The sequence below is a fragment of the Streptomyces sp. NPDC052721 genome, assembly GCF_040678315.1.
Taxonomy (GTDB): Bacteria; Actinomycetota; Actinomycetes; order Streptomycetales; family Streptomycetaceae; genus Streptomyces.
This window is the reverse complement of sequence record NZ_JBFATL010000005.1, coordinates 31,056-45,992: the sequence shown is the minus strand read 5'-3', so window position 1 is coordinate 45,992 and position 14,937 is coordinate 31,056. Positions and strand designations below refer to the sequence as shown.

Sequence of the window (14,937 nt, the reverse complement as noted above, 5' to 3'; positions counted from 1 at the left end):
TCGTGGCGCCTGGCGACGTCGTCCAGAGAAACAGGCCCGGAACACGTCCGCAATGACCCCTTTTACTAGTTGTGGCCGGATCGGCGGCAAACGTCAGCCCTGTGACCTGGGTCGCAAAGTGCAGGTCAGAAGGGGCGTATGGAAGGATGTATCGGACAAATAGGGCTACGATAGCGGGTCGTAGGTGACGTGCGTCATGTGGGGCGCTTCACCGGCCCGCTCACGCACGGGAAGCGAGACCTCACCCAGGGGGACCGTCGAATGTGACCGCGGTCTCGAAAGCGGCCCGCCGCGTGGCCCGGCGCAGCGCCCGCAGCACCGCCGGACCGAGGACGACGGTCAGCACCACCGTGCAGAGCGCCCGGCCCAGGTCCCAGCCGAGCGAGGTGGCCAGGCAGTACGCGACGAAATGGGCCAGGTTCTCGGCGACCGGGGCATCGCCGTGGAAGGAGATGTTCGAGGCCGCCGCGTCCAGGAAGGGCCAGCCGGCCAGGTTCATGCACGTGCCGTAGGCGAAGGCGGCGAGGAAGCCGTAGCCGGCGAGCAGCAGCAGCTCGCCACGACCGCGCAGCCGGACCGGCCCGGGCAGCAGGCCCGCGCCCATGGTGAACCAGCCCATCGACAGCATCTGGAACGGCAGCCACGGCCCGACCCCGCCCGTGAGCAGCGCCGACGCGAACATCGTGACCGAGCCCAGCGCGAAGCCGAAGCCCGGGCCGAGCACCCGTCCGCTGAGCACCATCAGGAAGAACATGGGCTCCAGTCCCGCCGTACCCGCGCCGATCGGCCGCAGCGCCGCGCCTGTCGCGGCCAGCACCCCCAGCATGGCCACGGCCTTCGGCCCGAGGTCCGACTCCGAGATCGTCGCCGCGACCACCGCCACCAGCAGCACCAGCAGGCCCGAGAAGAGCCAGGGCGCGTCCTGGGCGTGGGCGTTCAGCTGGGAGGCGGGCGGGGCGAGGAAGGGCCAGCCGAAGGCGACCACACCGACCGCGCTGGTCAGCGCCAGCGCGGCGAGCGAGCGGGGACCGAGGCGGACGGCGTGCGTCCGTGCGGCGGTGCGTGTGCCGTGGCTCACGTCAGCGCCTCCCGTACCTGGGTCACCGTCAGCCACTGCTGCGGGGCCAGGATCTTGGTCACCTGCGGTGCGAATGACGGCGAGGACACCACGATCTCGGCCGTCGGCCCGTCCGCGATCACCTCTCCCTCGGCGAGCAGCACCACCCGGTGGGCCAGCTCGGCGGCCAGCTCCACGTCATGCGTGGCCAGCACGATCGCGTGCCCCTCGGCCGCCAGCCCGCGCAGTACGGCGACCAGGCGGGCCTTGGCCGCGTAGTCCAGGCCGCGCGTCGGCTCGTCGAGGAGGAGCAGCGGAGGGCGGGCGGTCAGCACCACGGCCAGCGCGAGCGCCAGGCGCTGGCCCTCCGACAGATCCCGGGGGTGTGTGTCGTCCGTGACGCCCGGCAGCAGCTCGGACACCAGGGCGCGGCAGGTGCCCGGTGCGGCAGCCGCGTCCCGGTCGGCCGCCGCGCACTCGGCGGCGACCGTGTCCGCGTACAGCAGGTCCCGCGGTTCCTGGGGGACGAGACCGACGCGACGGACGAGGTCCCGGGGCGGGGTGCGGTGGGGCACGGCGCCGTCGACGTCGACGGTCCCCGAGCCGGGCGCCACCAGGCCGACGAGCGAGTCGAGGAGGGTGGACTTGCCGGCGCCGTTGCGGCCCATGAGCGCGATGGTCTCGCCGGGGGTGACGGACAGGTCTACGTTCCGCAGCGCTTGGACCTGGTCGCGGCGGACGGAGAGGGCGCGGGTCTCCGCGAGGTGCTTTCGCGGGGGTTGCCGGGTGGGTGTGGGGCGGCGACGGAAGAAGGAGCGGCGGGCGGGGGCGTCGGGGGCCCGGTGCGGGGGCTGGCCTGGAGTGGGGTCGCTCGCCCGCGCCTGCAGGGTGCCGCGCCCGCCCGTGCCGCCCCCGGTGGCACGACTGCCCGCGGCTACGGCCGCGGTGGCGGGGGTGCCTGGGACTGGGGCGGCGCCGCCACTGGCTCCGGCCGCGGCGGCGGGGGCGGTCGCGGTGGACAGGCGGGTGCGGAGGGCCGGTGCTCGGCGGCGGGCGTCCCGGACGGTCAGGGGGAGGGGGGACCAGCCGGCCAGGCGGCCCAGGGCCACCACCGGGGGGTAGACCGGGGACACGGCCATCACCTCGGCCGGGGGGCCGGTGATCGGGGCGGCGCCGGGGGCCGGGAGGAGGACGACCCGGTCGGCGTACTGGATGACCCGTTCCAGGCGGTGCTCGGCCATCAGGACCGTCGTCCCCAGGTCGTGCACCAGCCGTTGCAGCACGGCCAGCACCTCCTCGGCGGCGGCCGGGTCCAGCGCCGAGGTCGGCTCGTCCAGGACCAGCACCCGGGGGTGCGGGGTGAGGACCGAGCCGATCGCGACCCGCTGCCGCTGTCCGCCGGACAGCGTGGCGATCGGGCGGTCGCGCAGTGCGGCGAGGCCCAGCAGGTCGAGGGTCTCCTCCACCCGGCGCCGCATCACCGCCGGGGCGAGCCCCAAGGACTCCATGCCGTAGGCGAGTTCGTCCTCCACGGTGTCCGTCACGAAGTGCGCGAGCGGGTCCTGGCCCACCGTGCCGACCACGTCGGCGAGTTGGCGCGGCTGGTGGGTGCGGGTGTCCCGGCCGGCCACCGTCACGCGGCCACGCAGGGTGCCGCCGGTGAAGTGCGGGACCAGCCCGCTCACCGCGCCCAGCACGGTCGACTTGCCGACCCCGGACGGGCCGGCGAGCAGCACCAGTTCACCCTCGGGGACCTCGAAGTCGACGCCGGCGACGGTGGGCCGGGCCGCACCCTCGTACGTCACGCTGACATCCTCGAAGCGGATCACGACGGCTCCCTGGGGACGACGAAGGAGGGCAGCAGGGCGAGCAGGACGGCCACGGCGGGCCAGAGCGGAAGCGTGGGGGCGACGAGGGGCACGACCCCGGGGTGCAGCGCTCGTGGATCGCGGACGGAGGCGAGCGTGAGCAGTGCGGCCACCGCGGCACCGGAGCCCGTGACCAGCCAGGCGCGCGGGCCCCACGGGTCCGGGCGGTACCGGGTGCGGAGGGAACGCCGGCCGCCCAGCCGCAGCCCGGTGAGCGCGGCGACGACTCCGGCGAGCAGCACGGGAAGCCCGTACGTCCCCCCTGCCGCCGTCAGCAGCCCGTACGTGCCCGCGCACACGCCGAGCAGGCCGCCGAGGGTGAGCGCGGCCGTCGTACGGCGGACCCGGGCGGGAACCTCGGCGGTACGGCCGTAGCCGCGGGCCTCCATCGCGGCGGCGAGCGCGACCGAGCGTTCCAACGCGCCCTCCAGGACCGGCAGTCCGACCTGGAGCAGGCCCCGTACGCCCCGGTCCGGACGGCCGCGCAGGCGGCGGGCGGCGCGCAGCCGCCGCACGTCGGCGATCAGATGGGGCGCGAAGGTGAGGGCGACGACCACGGCCACGCCCGTCTCGTAGAGCGCGCCGGGCAGGGACTTGAGGAGGCGGGTGGGGCTGGCGAGGGCGTTCGCGGCGCCGACGCAGATGAGCAGGGTGGCGAGCTTCAGACCGTCGTACGCGGCGAAGACGACTGCCTCGGCGGTGACCCGGCCGCCCAGCCGGATGCCCTGCGCCCAGTGCGGGAGCGGGACTTCGGGCAGGGTGAGGAGGGTGTGCGTGCCGGGGATGGGGGAGCCGAGCGCCACCGCGAAGAGGACGCGGATGAGGAGCACGGCGAGGGCGAGTCGGACGAAGGCGGTGTAGGAGCGGGCCCAGGGGGCGGGGGAGCGGTGTGCCGCCACGACGTAGGCGGAGGCGGATATGAGGAGGGCGAGGAGGAGGGGGTTGGTGGTACGGGTGGCGGCGACACCGAGGGACACCGCCCACAGCCACCAGGCACCGGGGTGCAGGGTGGCACGGTGCGAGCGCCCCGAGGAAGCGCGGGACCCGGGGTGCTCCGCGGCCACCGCCGCGTGGCCGGGATCAGCCACCACGCGCCCGCCCGGACGACGGCTTCCGCTCATCCGGACTCATCGCGCCGCCGACGTGCCTGCCACACCGCCGCCCCCGCCAGGAGGGCGACCACGCCCGCGCCGACCGGCAGACCCAGCGAGGGACCGCTGCCGGTCCCGCCTCCGCTCCGCTTCCCCCCGGCGGAGACCTGCTCCCCGCACCCCTGCTCCGGATATCCGGCGATGGCGCACAGCAGGGCGTCGGCGTCATACCGGAGCGGCTTCGCCACGGCGGCCAGCGCGTCCGCGGTGGTCGCGTCGGACGGCACCCGCGCGCATGCTGTACGGCGCTCCGGCGGGGTCTCGCCGGACGGCGCGTCCGGCCGCGTCCCGAAGTCGAGGACCAGAGCCACCCGCTTCGTGCCCGGCTCGGCCGGCGTACCGGCACACACCGTCCCGAAGTCCGCCGTACCGCGCGGCCGGCTCGCGTCCGCCGAGTCCGCGCTCACCGCGAACCGGAAGCCCTGGACCGCGCCGTCGTCGGGGCGGACGAAGGCCGGGCCCTGGGTGGCGTACGTCCAGTGGCCGCCGGTGCGCTCCCAGAACGACCAGTAGCGGTAGCCGGTGGCACCGGCAGACCCGGCGGAGCCGAGGAGCAGCAGCGCGGCGACGAGCACCGGCAGGGTACGGCGGACGGTGGTCACGGCTGCCGCTTCTTCCGGCCGCTGAGCAGGAAACCGATGCCGATGCCGGCGACGAGGCCGACGCCGACGATCCACCAGACGCCCGTGCCGGAGTCGTCGTCGGACTTCTCCTTGTGCTCGGCCGCGGAGTCCATGTGCGGGGCCGGGCCGAGCGCGTTGAGGGAGCGGACCAGGCTGGTGCCGCCGAAGTCGCCCGGCTGCTGCCCGAGCGCGTGGGCGGCGAGGATCAGCTGGGCGTACGCGGCCGGGCCGTTCTGCGTCGCCCACGGGCCGGCGTTCTTCTCCAGCCAGGCGTAGGCCTTCTTCGCCGGCTCGGTCCGGCCGTCCGCGGCGAGCGCGACGACGGCGTCGGCGGTGTTGCCGAAGTCGGGCTGGTTCTCCGCGCCGGGCAGGGTGGACCGGAGGTGGCCGGTCTTGGCGACGGCCGCCGCCAGGTAGGCGCCGGCGTTGTCGGCGACCTCGGTGCGGGTCTCGGCCTTGACACAGGCGTCCCGCGCCGGGGCCTTGCCGGCCTGCGCCACGAAGCCCTTGCCGAGGGCGCCCAGCAGGCCGGCCGCCGTCGCATCCGCGTTGGCGAGCAGCTTGCCCTTCTTGTCCGCCTGGTAGGCGAGGGCGCCGCCGCCGTCCTGGTCGCAGGGCACGGACCAGGCGGGCAGGGCGTCGTAGGGGGACTTGCCGGACTTCCGCACGTCCGCCGGGTCGGTGCCGGCCGCGGTCAGCGCGCCGATGACGACGGAGGTGGAGTTGGTGTCGCTGGGGCCGCCGGGGTAGTAGCCCCAGCCGCCGTCCTCGTTCTGCACGGACTTCAGCCAGTCCACGGCCTTGCCGACGGCGATGCCGTGCCCGTCGGTCGCGGCGAGGGCCTGGACGGCGGCGGCCGTGCTGTTGGTGTCGGCCTTCACCTTGTCGTCGCACGGCTTGGCGGGGGCGGCGCGGAAGGCGGCGAAGGAGCCGTTCGCGCACTGCTGGCCGGTGAGCCAGTCCACGGCCGCGGCGGCCGGCCGGTAGCCGAGGGTCCGCTGGGCGAGCAGCGTCAGCGACTGCCGCCACACGCCGTCGTACGTCGGGTCTCCCTTGCCGTACAGCCCGGACGGGACCGTCACCTTCGACGACGGGGACGGTTCGGCGGCCGTGGCGGGCGCGGCGGCGGCCAGCACGCCTACGGCGGCGAGAGCCGCGGCACTGCGGCGGACGTTCATGGTCGGCGACTGCCTCTCCTGCGGGGAGCCGGGCAGCGCACGGGTGACACCCCGGGCGGCTCGGCTCCGTAGACCTCGACGGTGCCGTGCGCGGCGGGCCGCCGACGCACGCGAGCCGGTCAACGTCCCGTCCGGGGCGGTCCGGCTCACCGCCTCGCTGGCGGCACACGGATGGGGGTGCCCCCGGCGCGGGCGCAGCCGAGAGCTGGGGGAAGGTCAGCGCCGGAATTGCACCGGCTTCCCCCCGTACGGGTGTGATGACGACCCGCGCCACTTTACCGGCCGCCTTGCGCGGGCTGAGGGGTGGCTGTGCGCACACGGATCCGGTGACCGGGATCACGGGCCGCGGGGCCCCCGGGAGAGGTGCTCGCCGAGGGCACCCGTGCCGACGTCGTCCCCTCCGGCGGCGAGGGCGATGACGGGCTGTCGCCGTCACCGGGTCGCCGGGGCGGCGGGGTCGAGGCGCAGGTCGGTCAGGCGGCCGGTCGCCGCCGGGTGGGCGAACCGGACGGCGGCGGCCCGCTGCCGGGCGGGGGCCGGTTCCGGTTGGCCGCCGGTGGCGAGGGGGACGCCGGCCCGGGCGAGGTGGACGCCGGGGCCCGTTCCCTCAGCAGCGGACCCGGGGTCGTACGGGTGAGGGCGATGATGCGGACCTCGGCGTCCAGGGCGACGGTCGCGGCGGACATCAGCGGCCCCGCCGTCTCCTCGGGGCCGGCCGTCGGCGCCCGGTGCCGCGGCAGGGACCGTGACGCGGCCGTCGGTACGGCAGGGCCGGTACGCCGAGTCGGGCGGTGACCCGCGCCGCGGTGGTCAAGGGGTCCGCGGCCAGGGCCAGGATGCCGTCGGCCGGGCCGCGCCGGGCTCCCGGGCCGGGTCGGCCGGGCCGTGGCGATCCGCACCGGCGGGACGCCGTCGCAGGTGTCGCGGCGGCCTGCCCCGAGGGTGAGGACGGGCCGCGCTTGGCGGACCGGACCCCTCGCGGCGACGGCGGGCGAGGAGGCGCCCCGGGTGCCGCTCCCCCGTAGGCGGCACCCGGAGCGGGTCGGAATCTTGCTCTCCGTGCGGTGATCCTCACCCACCGCGCCCCTAACTGTCAACGATAGCTGCCTAATTGGGCAGGGAGCGTTGTCACGTCTGGTCGCCGAACGGGCGAACGGGTAGCCTCGCCGTCAGCCCAGCCACCGAACGGACGACACGCCCAGGGGGGACCTCGGTGAGTGACGCCTACGCCTCGCTGGCCGATGTCCTCGACCGGCTCGGCGAGCTGACCGGCCGGCCCGGACGGCTGCCGGAGGCCCTGGACGTGGCCGGCCTCTCCCACCGCACGGGCATCCCCGTCGGCGTCGTCGTCGACCTGCTCTCCGGCGGCCGGGCCCCCGAGATCTGCCTGGCCGAACGCGTGCGCCAGCGGCTGGACTTCGTCCGGGAGACCCGGCGCCGGCCGGACGGCAAGCGGTACTCGCTGGACGAGCTGGCCAGGATCGCCGGAACCAGCCGGCAGTGGCTGAGCGAGTGGCGCAAGAGCGGGATGCCGAGCCTGGAACACGCCGACCGGCTGCGCCGGTTCTTCGGCCTGCCCGCGGGCTTCTTCACGGCGGACGAGCCGGAGGCGCTGCACGAGGCGCTGCAACCGGTGCTGCAGAGCCTGGAGGCGGAGGCGGACCCGCTGCTGCGGCTGCGCGAGAGCGGGCTGGTACGACTGGCCGCCCGGGCCCCGCAGATGAACGCCCGGCAGCTGGCCACCCTCGCCGACCTGGCCGAGATGATCATCGCCTCCGAGCGCGCGGAGGACGCCGGGCGTGCCTGAACCGAGCGCCAAGGCCCCGAAGCGGGCGCCGTACCCTCGGCCGGCGCCTCTGGCGAAGCACTCCAGGTCCCCGAGGCGCTTCCTCGACCGGCTCGTGCGCGACACCGTCCGCACCCTCACCCCGCCGACCACCCCGGAGGCGTTCCTGCACGCGCTGTGCGCCACGCTCAGCCCGCAGCTGGACCGTCCGGTCCGGCTGAAGTTCGCCGCCTTCCCGCCGGGCCTGGACGTCTCCGGGATCACCCTCGCCCGGGACGAGGACTACATCGTCGTGGTCGAGGACCGGGCCCCGGACCCGCACAAGTTCGTCATCGCCGGGCACGAGATCGGGCACATCCACTACGGCACGCTGGACGTGCACTACCCGTCCGGCCTGCCCGCCGCCGCCCGCCGGCTGCTCTCCCGCGCCGAGGACGACGTCCCGTGGGACCGGGTGGCCGCCCTGGCCACCCGCTCGCCCGCCGCGGCTGCGGCCGAGGCCGAGTGGGAGGCCGAGGAGTGCGGGCTGCGCCTCGCCGCGAAGTTCTCCAAGGTCGTGGGGCCGGGCGCGACCGGCCGGATGACCCAGGACACCCTCACCGACCGGCTGTCGTCCTCGCTGGGCAACATCGGCGGGCCCTGATGCGCTGGGACGTCGCCGGTTCCTTCGCCGCCTACGCCGTTCCGGCCGCCCTGCTCGCCGTGGCCTTCGCGATCAAGCTGCCGTTGCTGCGGCGGGCCTGGCAGGACCCGATCCTGCGGGCCACCGCGCTGCTGCTCGGCATCGGCGCGGTCTGCTTCGCCTCGCTGCCACCGGCCAACCTGCACCGCATCAACGTGCTGGCCGGCATCCCCAACTTCGCCGGGCTGTGGGTGTATTCGCTGCTGACGGCGTACTGCGGTGCCTGCCTGTGGCTCATCATCACCTGGCGGGAGCCGCCGTCCGCCGTGCGCCGCCGGCGCACCCGCCTGGTCCGGGTGGCGTACACCGTCGTCATCGTCGGCCTGTGGACGACGTTCCTGCTGGGCGACCACCGGGCGGAGCGCACGCGCGACCTCGACACGTACTACGCCGGCACGCCCTGGATGCGCGAGTTCGTCCTGCTCTACCTCGCCGCCCACCTGGTGTCCGCGCTGGTCGCGGCGGGCATGCTGTGGGCCTGGTACCGGGAGGTCGAGGACACCTGGCTGCGCCGGGCGGTGATCTTCCTCCAGGTGGCCTACGCCCTCGGGCTCCTCTTCGACGCCGCCAAGCTCACGGCGATCGGCGCCCGGTGGAGCGGCCGCGACTGGGACTGGCTGTCGACGTACGCCGCCCCGCCGTTCGCCATCGCCGAGGCGGTCCTGGTGGCCGTCGGCTTCCTCGCCGGGCAGGCCGGGCCGTGGGCGGCGGAGCACCGGCGGCTGGTGCGCACCCACCGGCGGCTGAAGCCGCTGTGGCAGACCATGCTGGCCGTCACCGCGCCGGCCGCGCCCGTGACCGGCCGGGTCAGCGGCGCCGCCTTCCGTCTGGAGCTGCGCCGGGCCGCCATCAACGACGGGCTGCTCAAGCTCGCCCCGCACCTGTGCGCGGCGCGGCGCGAGCGGACGCGGACGGCGGCGACGGCGGCGGGCTACCCGGAGTCCGTGGCGCGGGGCATCGCGGCGGCGGTGGACATCCTCGTCGCGGCCGACGCGCTGCACACGCCCGACGACCGCGCCCGTCCGCTGCCGGCCGGGCCGCCCCGGGCCGCCTTCGTCCCCGACAGCGAACTGGAGTCGGTCGCGCACGCGTTGCGGAACCACGCGGCGGCCATCGAACGGTTCCGCCGGCAGGCGGTCGCCACGGAAGGTCTCACCTCACATGTCTGACACACCCACCACCCGCCGTACCGCGCTCGTCATCGGCGGCAGCACGGCCGGCATGCTCGCCGCGTCCGTGCTCGCCAGCCGCTTCCACGAGGTGACGATCGTGGAGGCCGACCGGCTGCCGGCGGGCCCCGAGCCGCGCAAGGGCCTGCCCCAGGCCCGCCACGCACATCTGCTGTGGTCCGGCGGGGTGGCCGCGCTGGAGGAGCTGCTGCCGGGCGTCACCGGGGAACTGACCGCCCGGGGCGCCGGGCTCATCGCCGTGATGCGGGACCTGGTCAGCAAGGCGCCCTCCGGGCAGTGGTTCCGGCGGTTCACCGACTCCCGGCACCACATGATCGTGTGCAGCCGGGACCTGCTGGACGCGGTGATCCGCGCCGACGTCCTCGCCCGGCGCCGGATCACCCTGCGCGACGGGACCCGGGTGGCGGGCCTGACCGGCGACCGCCACCGGGTGACCGGCGTCCGCCTGCCCACGGGTGACACGCTGCACGCCGACCTGGTGATCGACGCCGGCGGGCGCGGCTCCCAGGCGGACACCTGGCTGCGGGCGCTGGGCCACGCGCCGGTCGAGGAGCGGGTGGTCGACGCGGGCGTCGCCTACGCCAGCCGCGTCTACGCGGCCCCCGAGGCCACGGCGACGCTGCGCTACCCGGTGGTGAACGTGCAGGCCGACCCGCGCGAGGCACCCGGCCGGGGCGGGGTCGTCGTACCGATCGAGGGCGACCGCTGGCTGGTCACGCTCTCCGGCACCCGGGGCGGCGAACCCTCCGCCGACCCGGACGCGTTCGAGCACTTCGCGCTCACCGGCCTGAAGGACCCGGTCATCGGCCGGCTCCTCGCCCGGGCGAAGCCGCTGACCGACCCGGTGACCACCCGCAGCACGGCCAACCGCCGCCGCTTCTACGAGAAGGCCGAGACCTGGCCGGAGGGGTTCGCCGTCCTCGGGGACGCCGTCGCCGGCTACAACCCGGTCTACGGCCACGGCCTGTCCGTCGCCGCGCAGAGCGCCCTCGCCCTCGGCCGGACCCTCGACCGGTACGGCCCCACCGCGCCCGGCACCGCCCGCCGGATCCAGCGCGCGGTGGCCCGGCCGGTCGGCAACGCGTGGAACCTCGCGGTCGGCCAGGACGCCTTCTACCCCGGGGCCGCGCCCCAGCCGCCGGCCCGCGTCGAACGCCTCCTCACCGCCTACGTCGACAAGGCCGTGGCCGCCGGCTCCGCGAACCCCCGCGCCCTGCGCGGCCTGCTGGACGTCATGAGCCTGCGCACCCCGGCGGCCCGCCTGTTCGCCCCGGACATGCTCTGGACCCTCTGCTTCGGCCCCCGCAAGGGCCCCCTGCCCGGGCCGCCGCTGACGCGGGCGGAACGGGAGGCGGCGGGGCTGGAGTGACCTGCCGGCCTCAACGGGCCGGCGCCGCCCGGGGGGTTGGCCCGCCGAACGGCAGGTGCAGCGTGCGGGAGGCGATCAGCCAGCGGCCGTCGACGCGGCGGAAGGCGTCCTCGTAGTGGCCGACCTGGACGGGCGGCCCGGCGGGCACGACACCGCCCCCGTGACCGTCCACGCGGTGGGTGGAGAAGTAGGAGCGGGCGGTCGCCGCGTCCGGTGCGGCCACCGTGACCAGGACGTTGGACATCAGCCGGCGGGAGAGCCGGTCGGCGGGCCGGGAGGCGAAGTACGCCCGCGGCGCCTCACGCCCCTCCACCCGGCGCCCGTCACCGGGCGGGGGCCACGCCCAGCTGCCGTCCTCGGTGAACAGCTCGGCCACCGACGCCGGTTCACCGAGGTCGAGCCGGTGGACGAAGTCCAGGATCAGGCGTTCGCACGCCCGCTCGGCGAGAAGCCGCTCCACAGGGTCCATGAGGCTTTCTAGCGGTCGCGGGTCCTGCGTGGCGATCAGATTTTCACATCGCCATGTACGTCACCGGCTCGCTCCCCGGCACCGGTTCCGCGCGGCCCAGTTTCACGAGGCGGCGCAGGTGGGACTCCGCCTCCGAGACGGCGATGTTGCGGGAGCCGTAGGGGATGTCGGACCAGGGGCGGTTCCATTCCATGCGCTCGGCGACCTGCCAGGGGGTGAGGGGCTCGGCGAGGAGGGCGAGGAGGCCGGCCAGGCGGCTCTCGTGGTGGTCGAGCAGCGCCCGGACGCGGCGCGGGGCGTCGGTGAAGGGGTGCTGGTGGGCCGGGAGGATCTCGGCGGGGGTGAGCCGGCCGATCCGCTCCAGGGAGTCGAGGTAGTCACCGAGGGGATCGGTGACCGTCGCGTCGTCGGGGTCCTCGTACAGACCGATGTGCGGGGAGATCTCCGGCAGCAGGTGGTCGCCGCTGAACAGGCGCCCGTGGCCCGGCAGTCGTGCCGGGTGCTCCTCCTCCAGGTGGAGGCAGACATGGCCCGGCGTGTGTCCGGGGGTCCAGATCGCGCGCAGCCGCCGGCCCGGCAGGTCCAGGAGCTCGCCGGGGACGATCTCCCGGTCGGGCAGGGCGGGGGAGAGGCCGGGCAGGGGCCGGGCGCGGGGCGTCCGCAGCGGCGCCACATGCTCCTCGGGCGCCCCGGCCGCCGTCAGCTTGGCCGCCATGTACGAGAACCACCGCTCCGGCCGGGTCTCCCGGGTCCGGCGCACGATCGCCGCGTCGGCCGCGTGCAGCGCCACCCAGGCGCCGGATGCCTCGCGGACCCGCGCCGACAGGCCGTGGTGGTCCGGGTGGTGGTGGGTGATGACGACGCCGTGGACCTCCCCGACCGTCGTACCGCAGGCCGCGAGCCCCGCCACCAGCGTGTCCCAGGACCCGGGGTCGTCCCAGCCGGTGTCGATCAGCACCGGGCCCCGGCCGGTGTCCACCACGTACACCAGCGTGTGACCGAGGGGGTTGTCCGGGATGGGCACCCGGACCGACCGTACGCCCCCGCCGTGATCGAACGTCGTCGCCATCGGATCTCCGCCCCTCCACCCGTCCGGCCCGCCGCCCCAGGACCATTGCCCACTATAACTAGAACTGATATCAGTCCTGAAAGAGTGTCAGAAACGATGGATGCGGTGCGGTGCGGCGGGAGGCAGTCGGCCATGACCGAGCTCGTGGAACACGGACAGCTGTTCATCGGCGGGGAGTTGACCGACCCGCTGGGCCGGGACGTCATCGAGGTGATCTCCCCGCACACCGAGGAGGTCATCGGCCGCGTGCCGCACGCCTCCCGGGCGGACGTCGACCGGGCCGTGGCCGTCGCGTGCCGCGCCTTCGACGAGGGCCCCTGGCCGCGCGCCGACCTGGAGGAACGGATCGAGGTGGTCACGCGCATCAAGGACGGCATCGCCGCCCGGCACGAGGAGATCGCCCGGGTGATCTCGTCCGAGAACGGCTCGCCGTACTCCTGGAGCGTCCTCGCCCAGGCGCTCGGCGCGATGATGGTGTGGGACGCGGCGATCCGGGTCGCCCGGGACTTCACCCACGAGGAGCGCCGGGACGGTGTCCTGGGCCCGATCCTCGTCCGCCGCGAACCGGTCGGCGTGGTCGCCGCCGTCGTCCCGTGGAACGTCCCGCAGTTCGTCGCCGCCGCCAAGCTGGCGCCCGCGCTGCTGGCCGGCTGCGCGGTCGTCCTCAAGCCGTCCCCGGAGTCCCCGCTGGACGCGTACCTGCTGGGCGAGATCGCCCGGGAGGCCGGCCTGCCCGAGGGCGTGCTGTCCATCCTCCCCGCCGACCGCGAGGTCAGCGAGTACCTGGTCGGACACCCCGGCGTCGACAAGGTCTCCTTCACCGGCTCGGTCGCGGCCGGCAAGCGCGTGATGGAGGTCGCCGCGCGCCGGCTGACCCGTGTCACGCTGGAGCTGGGCGGCAAGTCGGCGGCGGTGGTGCTGCCGGACGCGGACCTGGAGGCGGCCGTCTCCGGGATCGTCCCGGCGGCCTGGATGAACAACGGGCAGGCCTGTGTGGCCCAGACCCGCATCCTCGTCCCGCGCGCCCGCTACGCCGACTTCGCCGACGCCTTCGCGCAGGCGGCCCGCGCCCTCGTCGTCGGGGACCCGCTCGACCCGGCCACCCAGGTCGGCCCGCTGGTCGCCCGGCGTCAGCAGCGGCGCAACCTCGACTACATCCGCATCGGCCAGGAGGAGGGCGCGAAGATCCTCACCGGCGGCGGCCGTCCGGACGGGCTGGAGCGCGGCTGGTACGTCGAACCCACCCTCTTCGGCGACGTCGACAACTCGATGCGCATCGCCCGCGAGGAGATCTTCGGCCCGGTCATCTGCCTGCTGCCGTACGGCGACGAGTCCGAGGCGGTGAAGATCGCCAACGACTCCGACTACGGCCTCTCGGGCAGCGTGTGGACGGCGGACGTCGAGCACGGCATCGACATCGCCCGGCAGGTCCGCACCGGCACGTACTCCGTCAACACCTTCAGCCTGGACATGCTCGGCCCGTTCGGCGGCTACAAGAACTCCGGCCTGGGGCGGGAGTTCGGCCCGGAGGGGTACGGCGAGTACCTGGAGCACAAGATGATCCACCTCCCGGCGGGGGCGTAGCCCATGGGCGACCGCTGGCACGTCGAGGTCGACCGGTCGCTGTGCATCGGTGCGGCCCAGTGCCTCCACCACGCCCCGGACGACTTCCGCCTCGACACGGCCCGCCAGTCCCACCCGGTGGAACCGGACACGGACGCGGCCGAGCAGATCCTGGCGGCGGCCGAGAACTGCCCGGTGGAGGCGATCGTGATCACCTTGCCGGGCAGCGGGGAGGCGGTGTTCCCGCCCGAGGAGTAGGGCGTGACGGCAGTGTTCCCGCCTGCGTCAGGACCGCTCAGGAGAATGCGTGCAGCACCACCCAGTGGTCGTGCTCCTCCACCGAGGCGGCGCACAGGTGGCGGCCGTCGGCCGAAACGGCCACGAACTCGGGGGAACCCGTCACCTCGGCGATGCGTGAGGGCAGATGCGTGCCGACGGTGTCCCTGACCCGTACCCAGCCGATCCCGCTGCCTCCCGGCACGGGAGGCAGGATCAGGAACTCGCCGTTGTCGTCGTAGAGGGAAACGCCGGACGCGTGGAGATGCCACTTCTCGTCCAGTGCGGCGGAGGCACCCGGTGACGAGGCGGGGACGGTGGCGACCGGATCGACCTCGACTCCGTTGACGGCGTAAAGGGCGGACCGCACGGGGGGCCCGCCCCGGGGTGCCTCCTCCACCACCTGAAGTCCGCAGCGCTCCAGGACGTCTCGCCACGCGGGCTTCTGCTCTTCCTTCGTCATCTCTGTCCCGTTCCTCGTTCGCCGGGCGGTCGGCCGCGGTGTCAGTTGTTCTCGTAGAAAGGGTGATGATCGCCACCCGGTTCGCTGATTCTGGTCTCGCCCGGCGGACAGGGGGGCTGCGGGACCGCCAGGCGATCTCGCCGTCCTCGCCGACGAGTTCGCTCGGCGCGCCGACGAGGTCGGTGACGATGGC

General features: G+C 74.9%; 15 protein-coding genes. 6 read left to right on the top strand and 9 right to left on the bottom strand.

Annotated elements, in window-relative coordinates; genetic code table 11:
* Positions 1-241: 241 nt before the first annotated feature.
* The 6 genes from AB0L21_RS06980 to AB0L21_RS06955 all read right to left on the bottom strand — a co-directional run bounded on the left by AB0L21_RS06980 (position 242) and on the right by AB0L21_RS06955 (position 6,563).
* A complete protein-coding gene (locus tag AB0L21_RS06980; RefSeq protein ID WP_365699322.1) occupies positions 242-1,078 on the bottom strand; it encodes an ECF transporter S component in 837 nt (278 codons plus the stop codon).
* Complete coding sequence (locus AB0L21_RS06975) at positions 1,075-2,886, bottom strand: ATP-binding cassette domain-containing protein (RefSeq protein ID WP_365782655.1); 1,812 nt, start codon at positions 2,884-2,886, stop codon at positions 1,075-1,077. The genes AB0L21_RS06980 and AB0L21_RS06975 overlap by 4 nt, the downstream gene beginning before the upstream one ends.
* Complete coding sequence (locus AB0L21_RS06970) at positions 2,883-4,046, bottom strand: energy-coupling factor transporter transmembrane component T (RefSeq protein WP_365699320.1); 1,164 nt, start codon at positions 4,044-4,046, stop codon at positions 2,883-2,885. The genes AB0L21_RS06975 and AB0L21_RS06970 overlap by 4 nt, the downstream gene beginning before the upstream one ends.
* Complete coding sequence (locus tag AB0L21_RS06965; protein ID WP_365782653.1) at positions 4,043-4,678, bottom strand: SCO2322 family protein; 636 nt, start codon at positions 4,676-4,678, stop codon at positions 4,043-4,045. Before AB0L21_RS06965 ends, AB0L21_RS06970 begins: the two co-directional genes overlap by 4 nt.
* Positions 4,675-5,877: a prenyltransferase/squalene oxidase repeat-containing protein gene (locus AB0L21_RS06960; protein WP_365782651.1), complete on the bottom strand. Its 1,203-nt coding sequence runs from the start codon at positions 5,875-5,877 to the stop codon at positions 4,675-4,677. Before AB0L21_RS06960 ends, AB0L21_RS06965 begins: the two co-directional genes overlap by 4 nt.
* Positions 5,878-6,350: 473 nt before the next feature.
* A complete protein-coding gene (locus AB0L21_RS06955; RefSeq protein WP_365782649.1) occupies positions 6,351-6,563 on the bottom strand; it encodes a hypothetical protein in 213 nt (70 codons plus the stop codon).
* Positions 6,564-7,090: 527 nt separating this feature from the next.
* Here AB0L21_RS06955 and AB0L21_RS06950 point away from each other — a divergent pair.
* From AB0L21_RS06950 to AB0L21_RS06935, 4 genes are read left to right on the top strand one after another with little or no spacing between them, the layout of a single operon-like run.
* Complete coding sequence (locus tag AB0L21_RS06950; protein ID WP_365699316.1) at positions 7,091-7,684, top strand: XRE family transcriptional regulator; 594 nt, start codon at positions 7,091-7,093, stop codon at positions 7,682-7,684.
* Positions 7,677-8,306, top strand: coding sequence for a hypothetical protein (locus AB0L21_RS06945; protein WP_365782648.1), 630 nt, complete (start codon positions 7,677-7,679; stop codon positions 8,304-8,306). The genes AB0L21_RS06950 and AB0L21_RS06945 overlap by 8 nt, the downstream gene beginning before the upstream one ends.
* A complete protein-coding gene (locus AB0L21_RS06940; RefSeq protein WP_365782646.1) occupies positions 8,306-9,514 on the top strand; it encodes an MAB_1171c family putative transporter in 1,209 nt (402 codons plus the stop codon). The genes AB0L21_RS06945 and AB0L21_RS06940 overlap by 1 nt, the downstream gene beginning before the upstream one ends.
* Entirely contained in the window at positions 9,507-10,904 is a 1,398-nt protein-coding gene (locus AB0L21_RS06935) for an FAD-dependent monooxygenase (RefSeq protein WP_365782644.1), read from the top strand. Before AB0L21_RS06940 ends, AB0L21_RS06935 begins: the two co-directional genes overlap by 8 nt.
* 10 nt (positions 10,905-10,914) lie before the next feature.
* On the opposite strand, the gene AB0L21_RS06930 is transcribed toward AB0L21_RS06935, so the two are convergent.
* The gene (locus tag AB0L21_RS06930) at positions 10,915-11,373 is read right to left on the bottom strand and encodes a nuclear transport factor 2 family protein (RefSeq protein WP_365782642.1); all 459 of its coding nucleotides are present in this window, start codon (positions 11,371-11,373) and stop codon (positions 10,915-10,917) included.
* 43 nt (positions 11,374-11,416) lie between these two features.
* Positions 11,417-12,442 (bottom strand): MBL fold metallo-hydrolase, encoded by a 1,026-nt coding sequence (locus AB0L21_RS06925; RefSeq protein ID WP_365699310.1) that lies wholly within the window; start codon positions 12,440-12,442, stop codon positions 11,417-11,419.
* Positions 12,443-12,574: 132 nt separating this feature from the next.
* On the opposite strand from AB0L21_RS06925, the gene AB0L21_RS06920 reads away from it, so the two are divergent.
* On the top strand, positions 12,575-14,026 hold the full coding sequence (locus AB0L21_RS06920) for an aldehyde dehydrogenase (RefSeq protein WP_365782640.1): 1,452 nt from the start codon (positions 12,575-12,577) through the stop codon (positions 14,024-14,026).
* A gap of 3 nt (positions 14,027-14,029) precedes the next feature.
* On the top strand, positions 14,030-14,263 hold the full coding sequence (locus AB0L21_RS06915; protein WP_365699308.1) for a ferredoxin: 234 nt from the start codon (positions 14,030-14,032) through the stop codon (positions 14,261-14,263).
* Between the two features lie 37 nt (positions 14,264-14,300).
* Here AB0L21_RS06915 and AB0L21_RS06910 read toward each other — a convergent pair whose 3' ends face one another.
* On the bottom strand, positions 14,301-14,744 hold the full coding sequence (locus AB0L21_RS06910) for a hypothetical protein (RefSeq protein WP_365782638.1): 444 nt from the start codon (positions 14,742-14,744) through the stop codon (positions 14,301-14,303).
* Positions 14,745-14,937 lie beyond the last annotated feature (193 nt).

What these genes read in the sequence shown, in the direction of transcription:
- AB0L21_RS06970 (WP_365699320.1), bottom strand. Translation starts at nt 4,046, where the DNA reads ATGAGCGGAAGCCGTCGTCCGGGCGGGCGCGTGGTGGCTGATCCCGGC.
- AB0L21_RS06960 (WP_365782651.1), bottom strand. Translation starts at nt 5,877, where the DNA reads ATGAACGTCCGCCGCAGTGCCGCGGCTCTCGCCGCCGTAGGCGTGCTG.
- AB0L21_RS06955 (WP_365782649.1), bottom strand. Translation starts at nt 6,563, where the DNA reads ATGTCCGCCGCGACCGTCGCCCTGGACGCCGAGGTCCGCATCATCGCC.
- AB0L21_RS06940 (WP_365782646.1), top strand. Translation starts at nt 8,306, where the DNA reads ATGCGCTGGGACGTCGCCGGTTCCTTCGCCGCCTACGCCGTTCCGGCC.
- AB0L21_RS06935 (WP_365782644.1), top strand. Translation starts at nt 9,507, where the DNA reads ATGTCTGACACACCCACCACCCGCCGTACCGCGCTCGTCATCGGCGGC.
- AB0L21_RS06930 (WP_365782642.1), bottom strand. Translation starts at nt 11,373, where the DNA reads ATGGACCCTGTGGAGCGGCTTCTCGCCGAGCGGGCGTGCGAACGCCTG.
- AB0L21_RS06925 (WP_365699310.1), bottom strand. Translation starts at nt 12,442, where the DNA reads ATGGCGACGACGTTCGATCACGGCGGGGGCGTACGGTCGGTCCGGGTG.
- AB0L21_RS06920 (WP_365782640.1), top strand. Translation starts at nt 12,575, where the DNA reads ATGACCGAGCTCGTGGAACACGGACAGCTGTTCATCGGCGGGGAGTTG.
- AB0L21_RS06915 (WP_365699308.1), top strand. Translation starts at nt 14,030, where the DNA reads ATGGGCGACCGCTGGCACGTCGAGGTCGACCGGTCGCTGTGCATCGGT.
- AB0L21_RS06910 (WP_365782638.1), bottom strand. Translation starts at nt 14,744, where the DNA reads ATGACGAAGGAAGAGCAGAAGCCCGCGTGGCGAGACGTCCTGGAGCGC.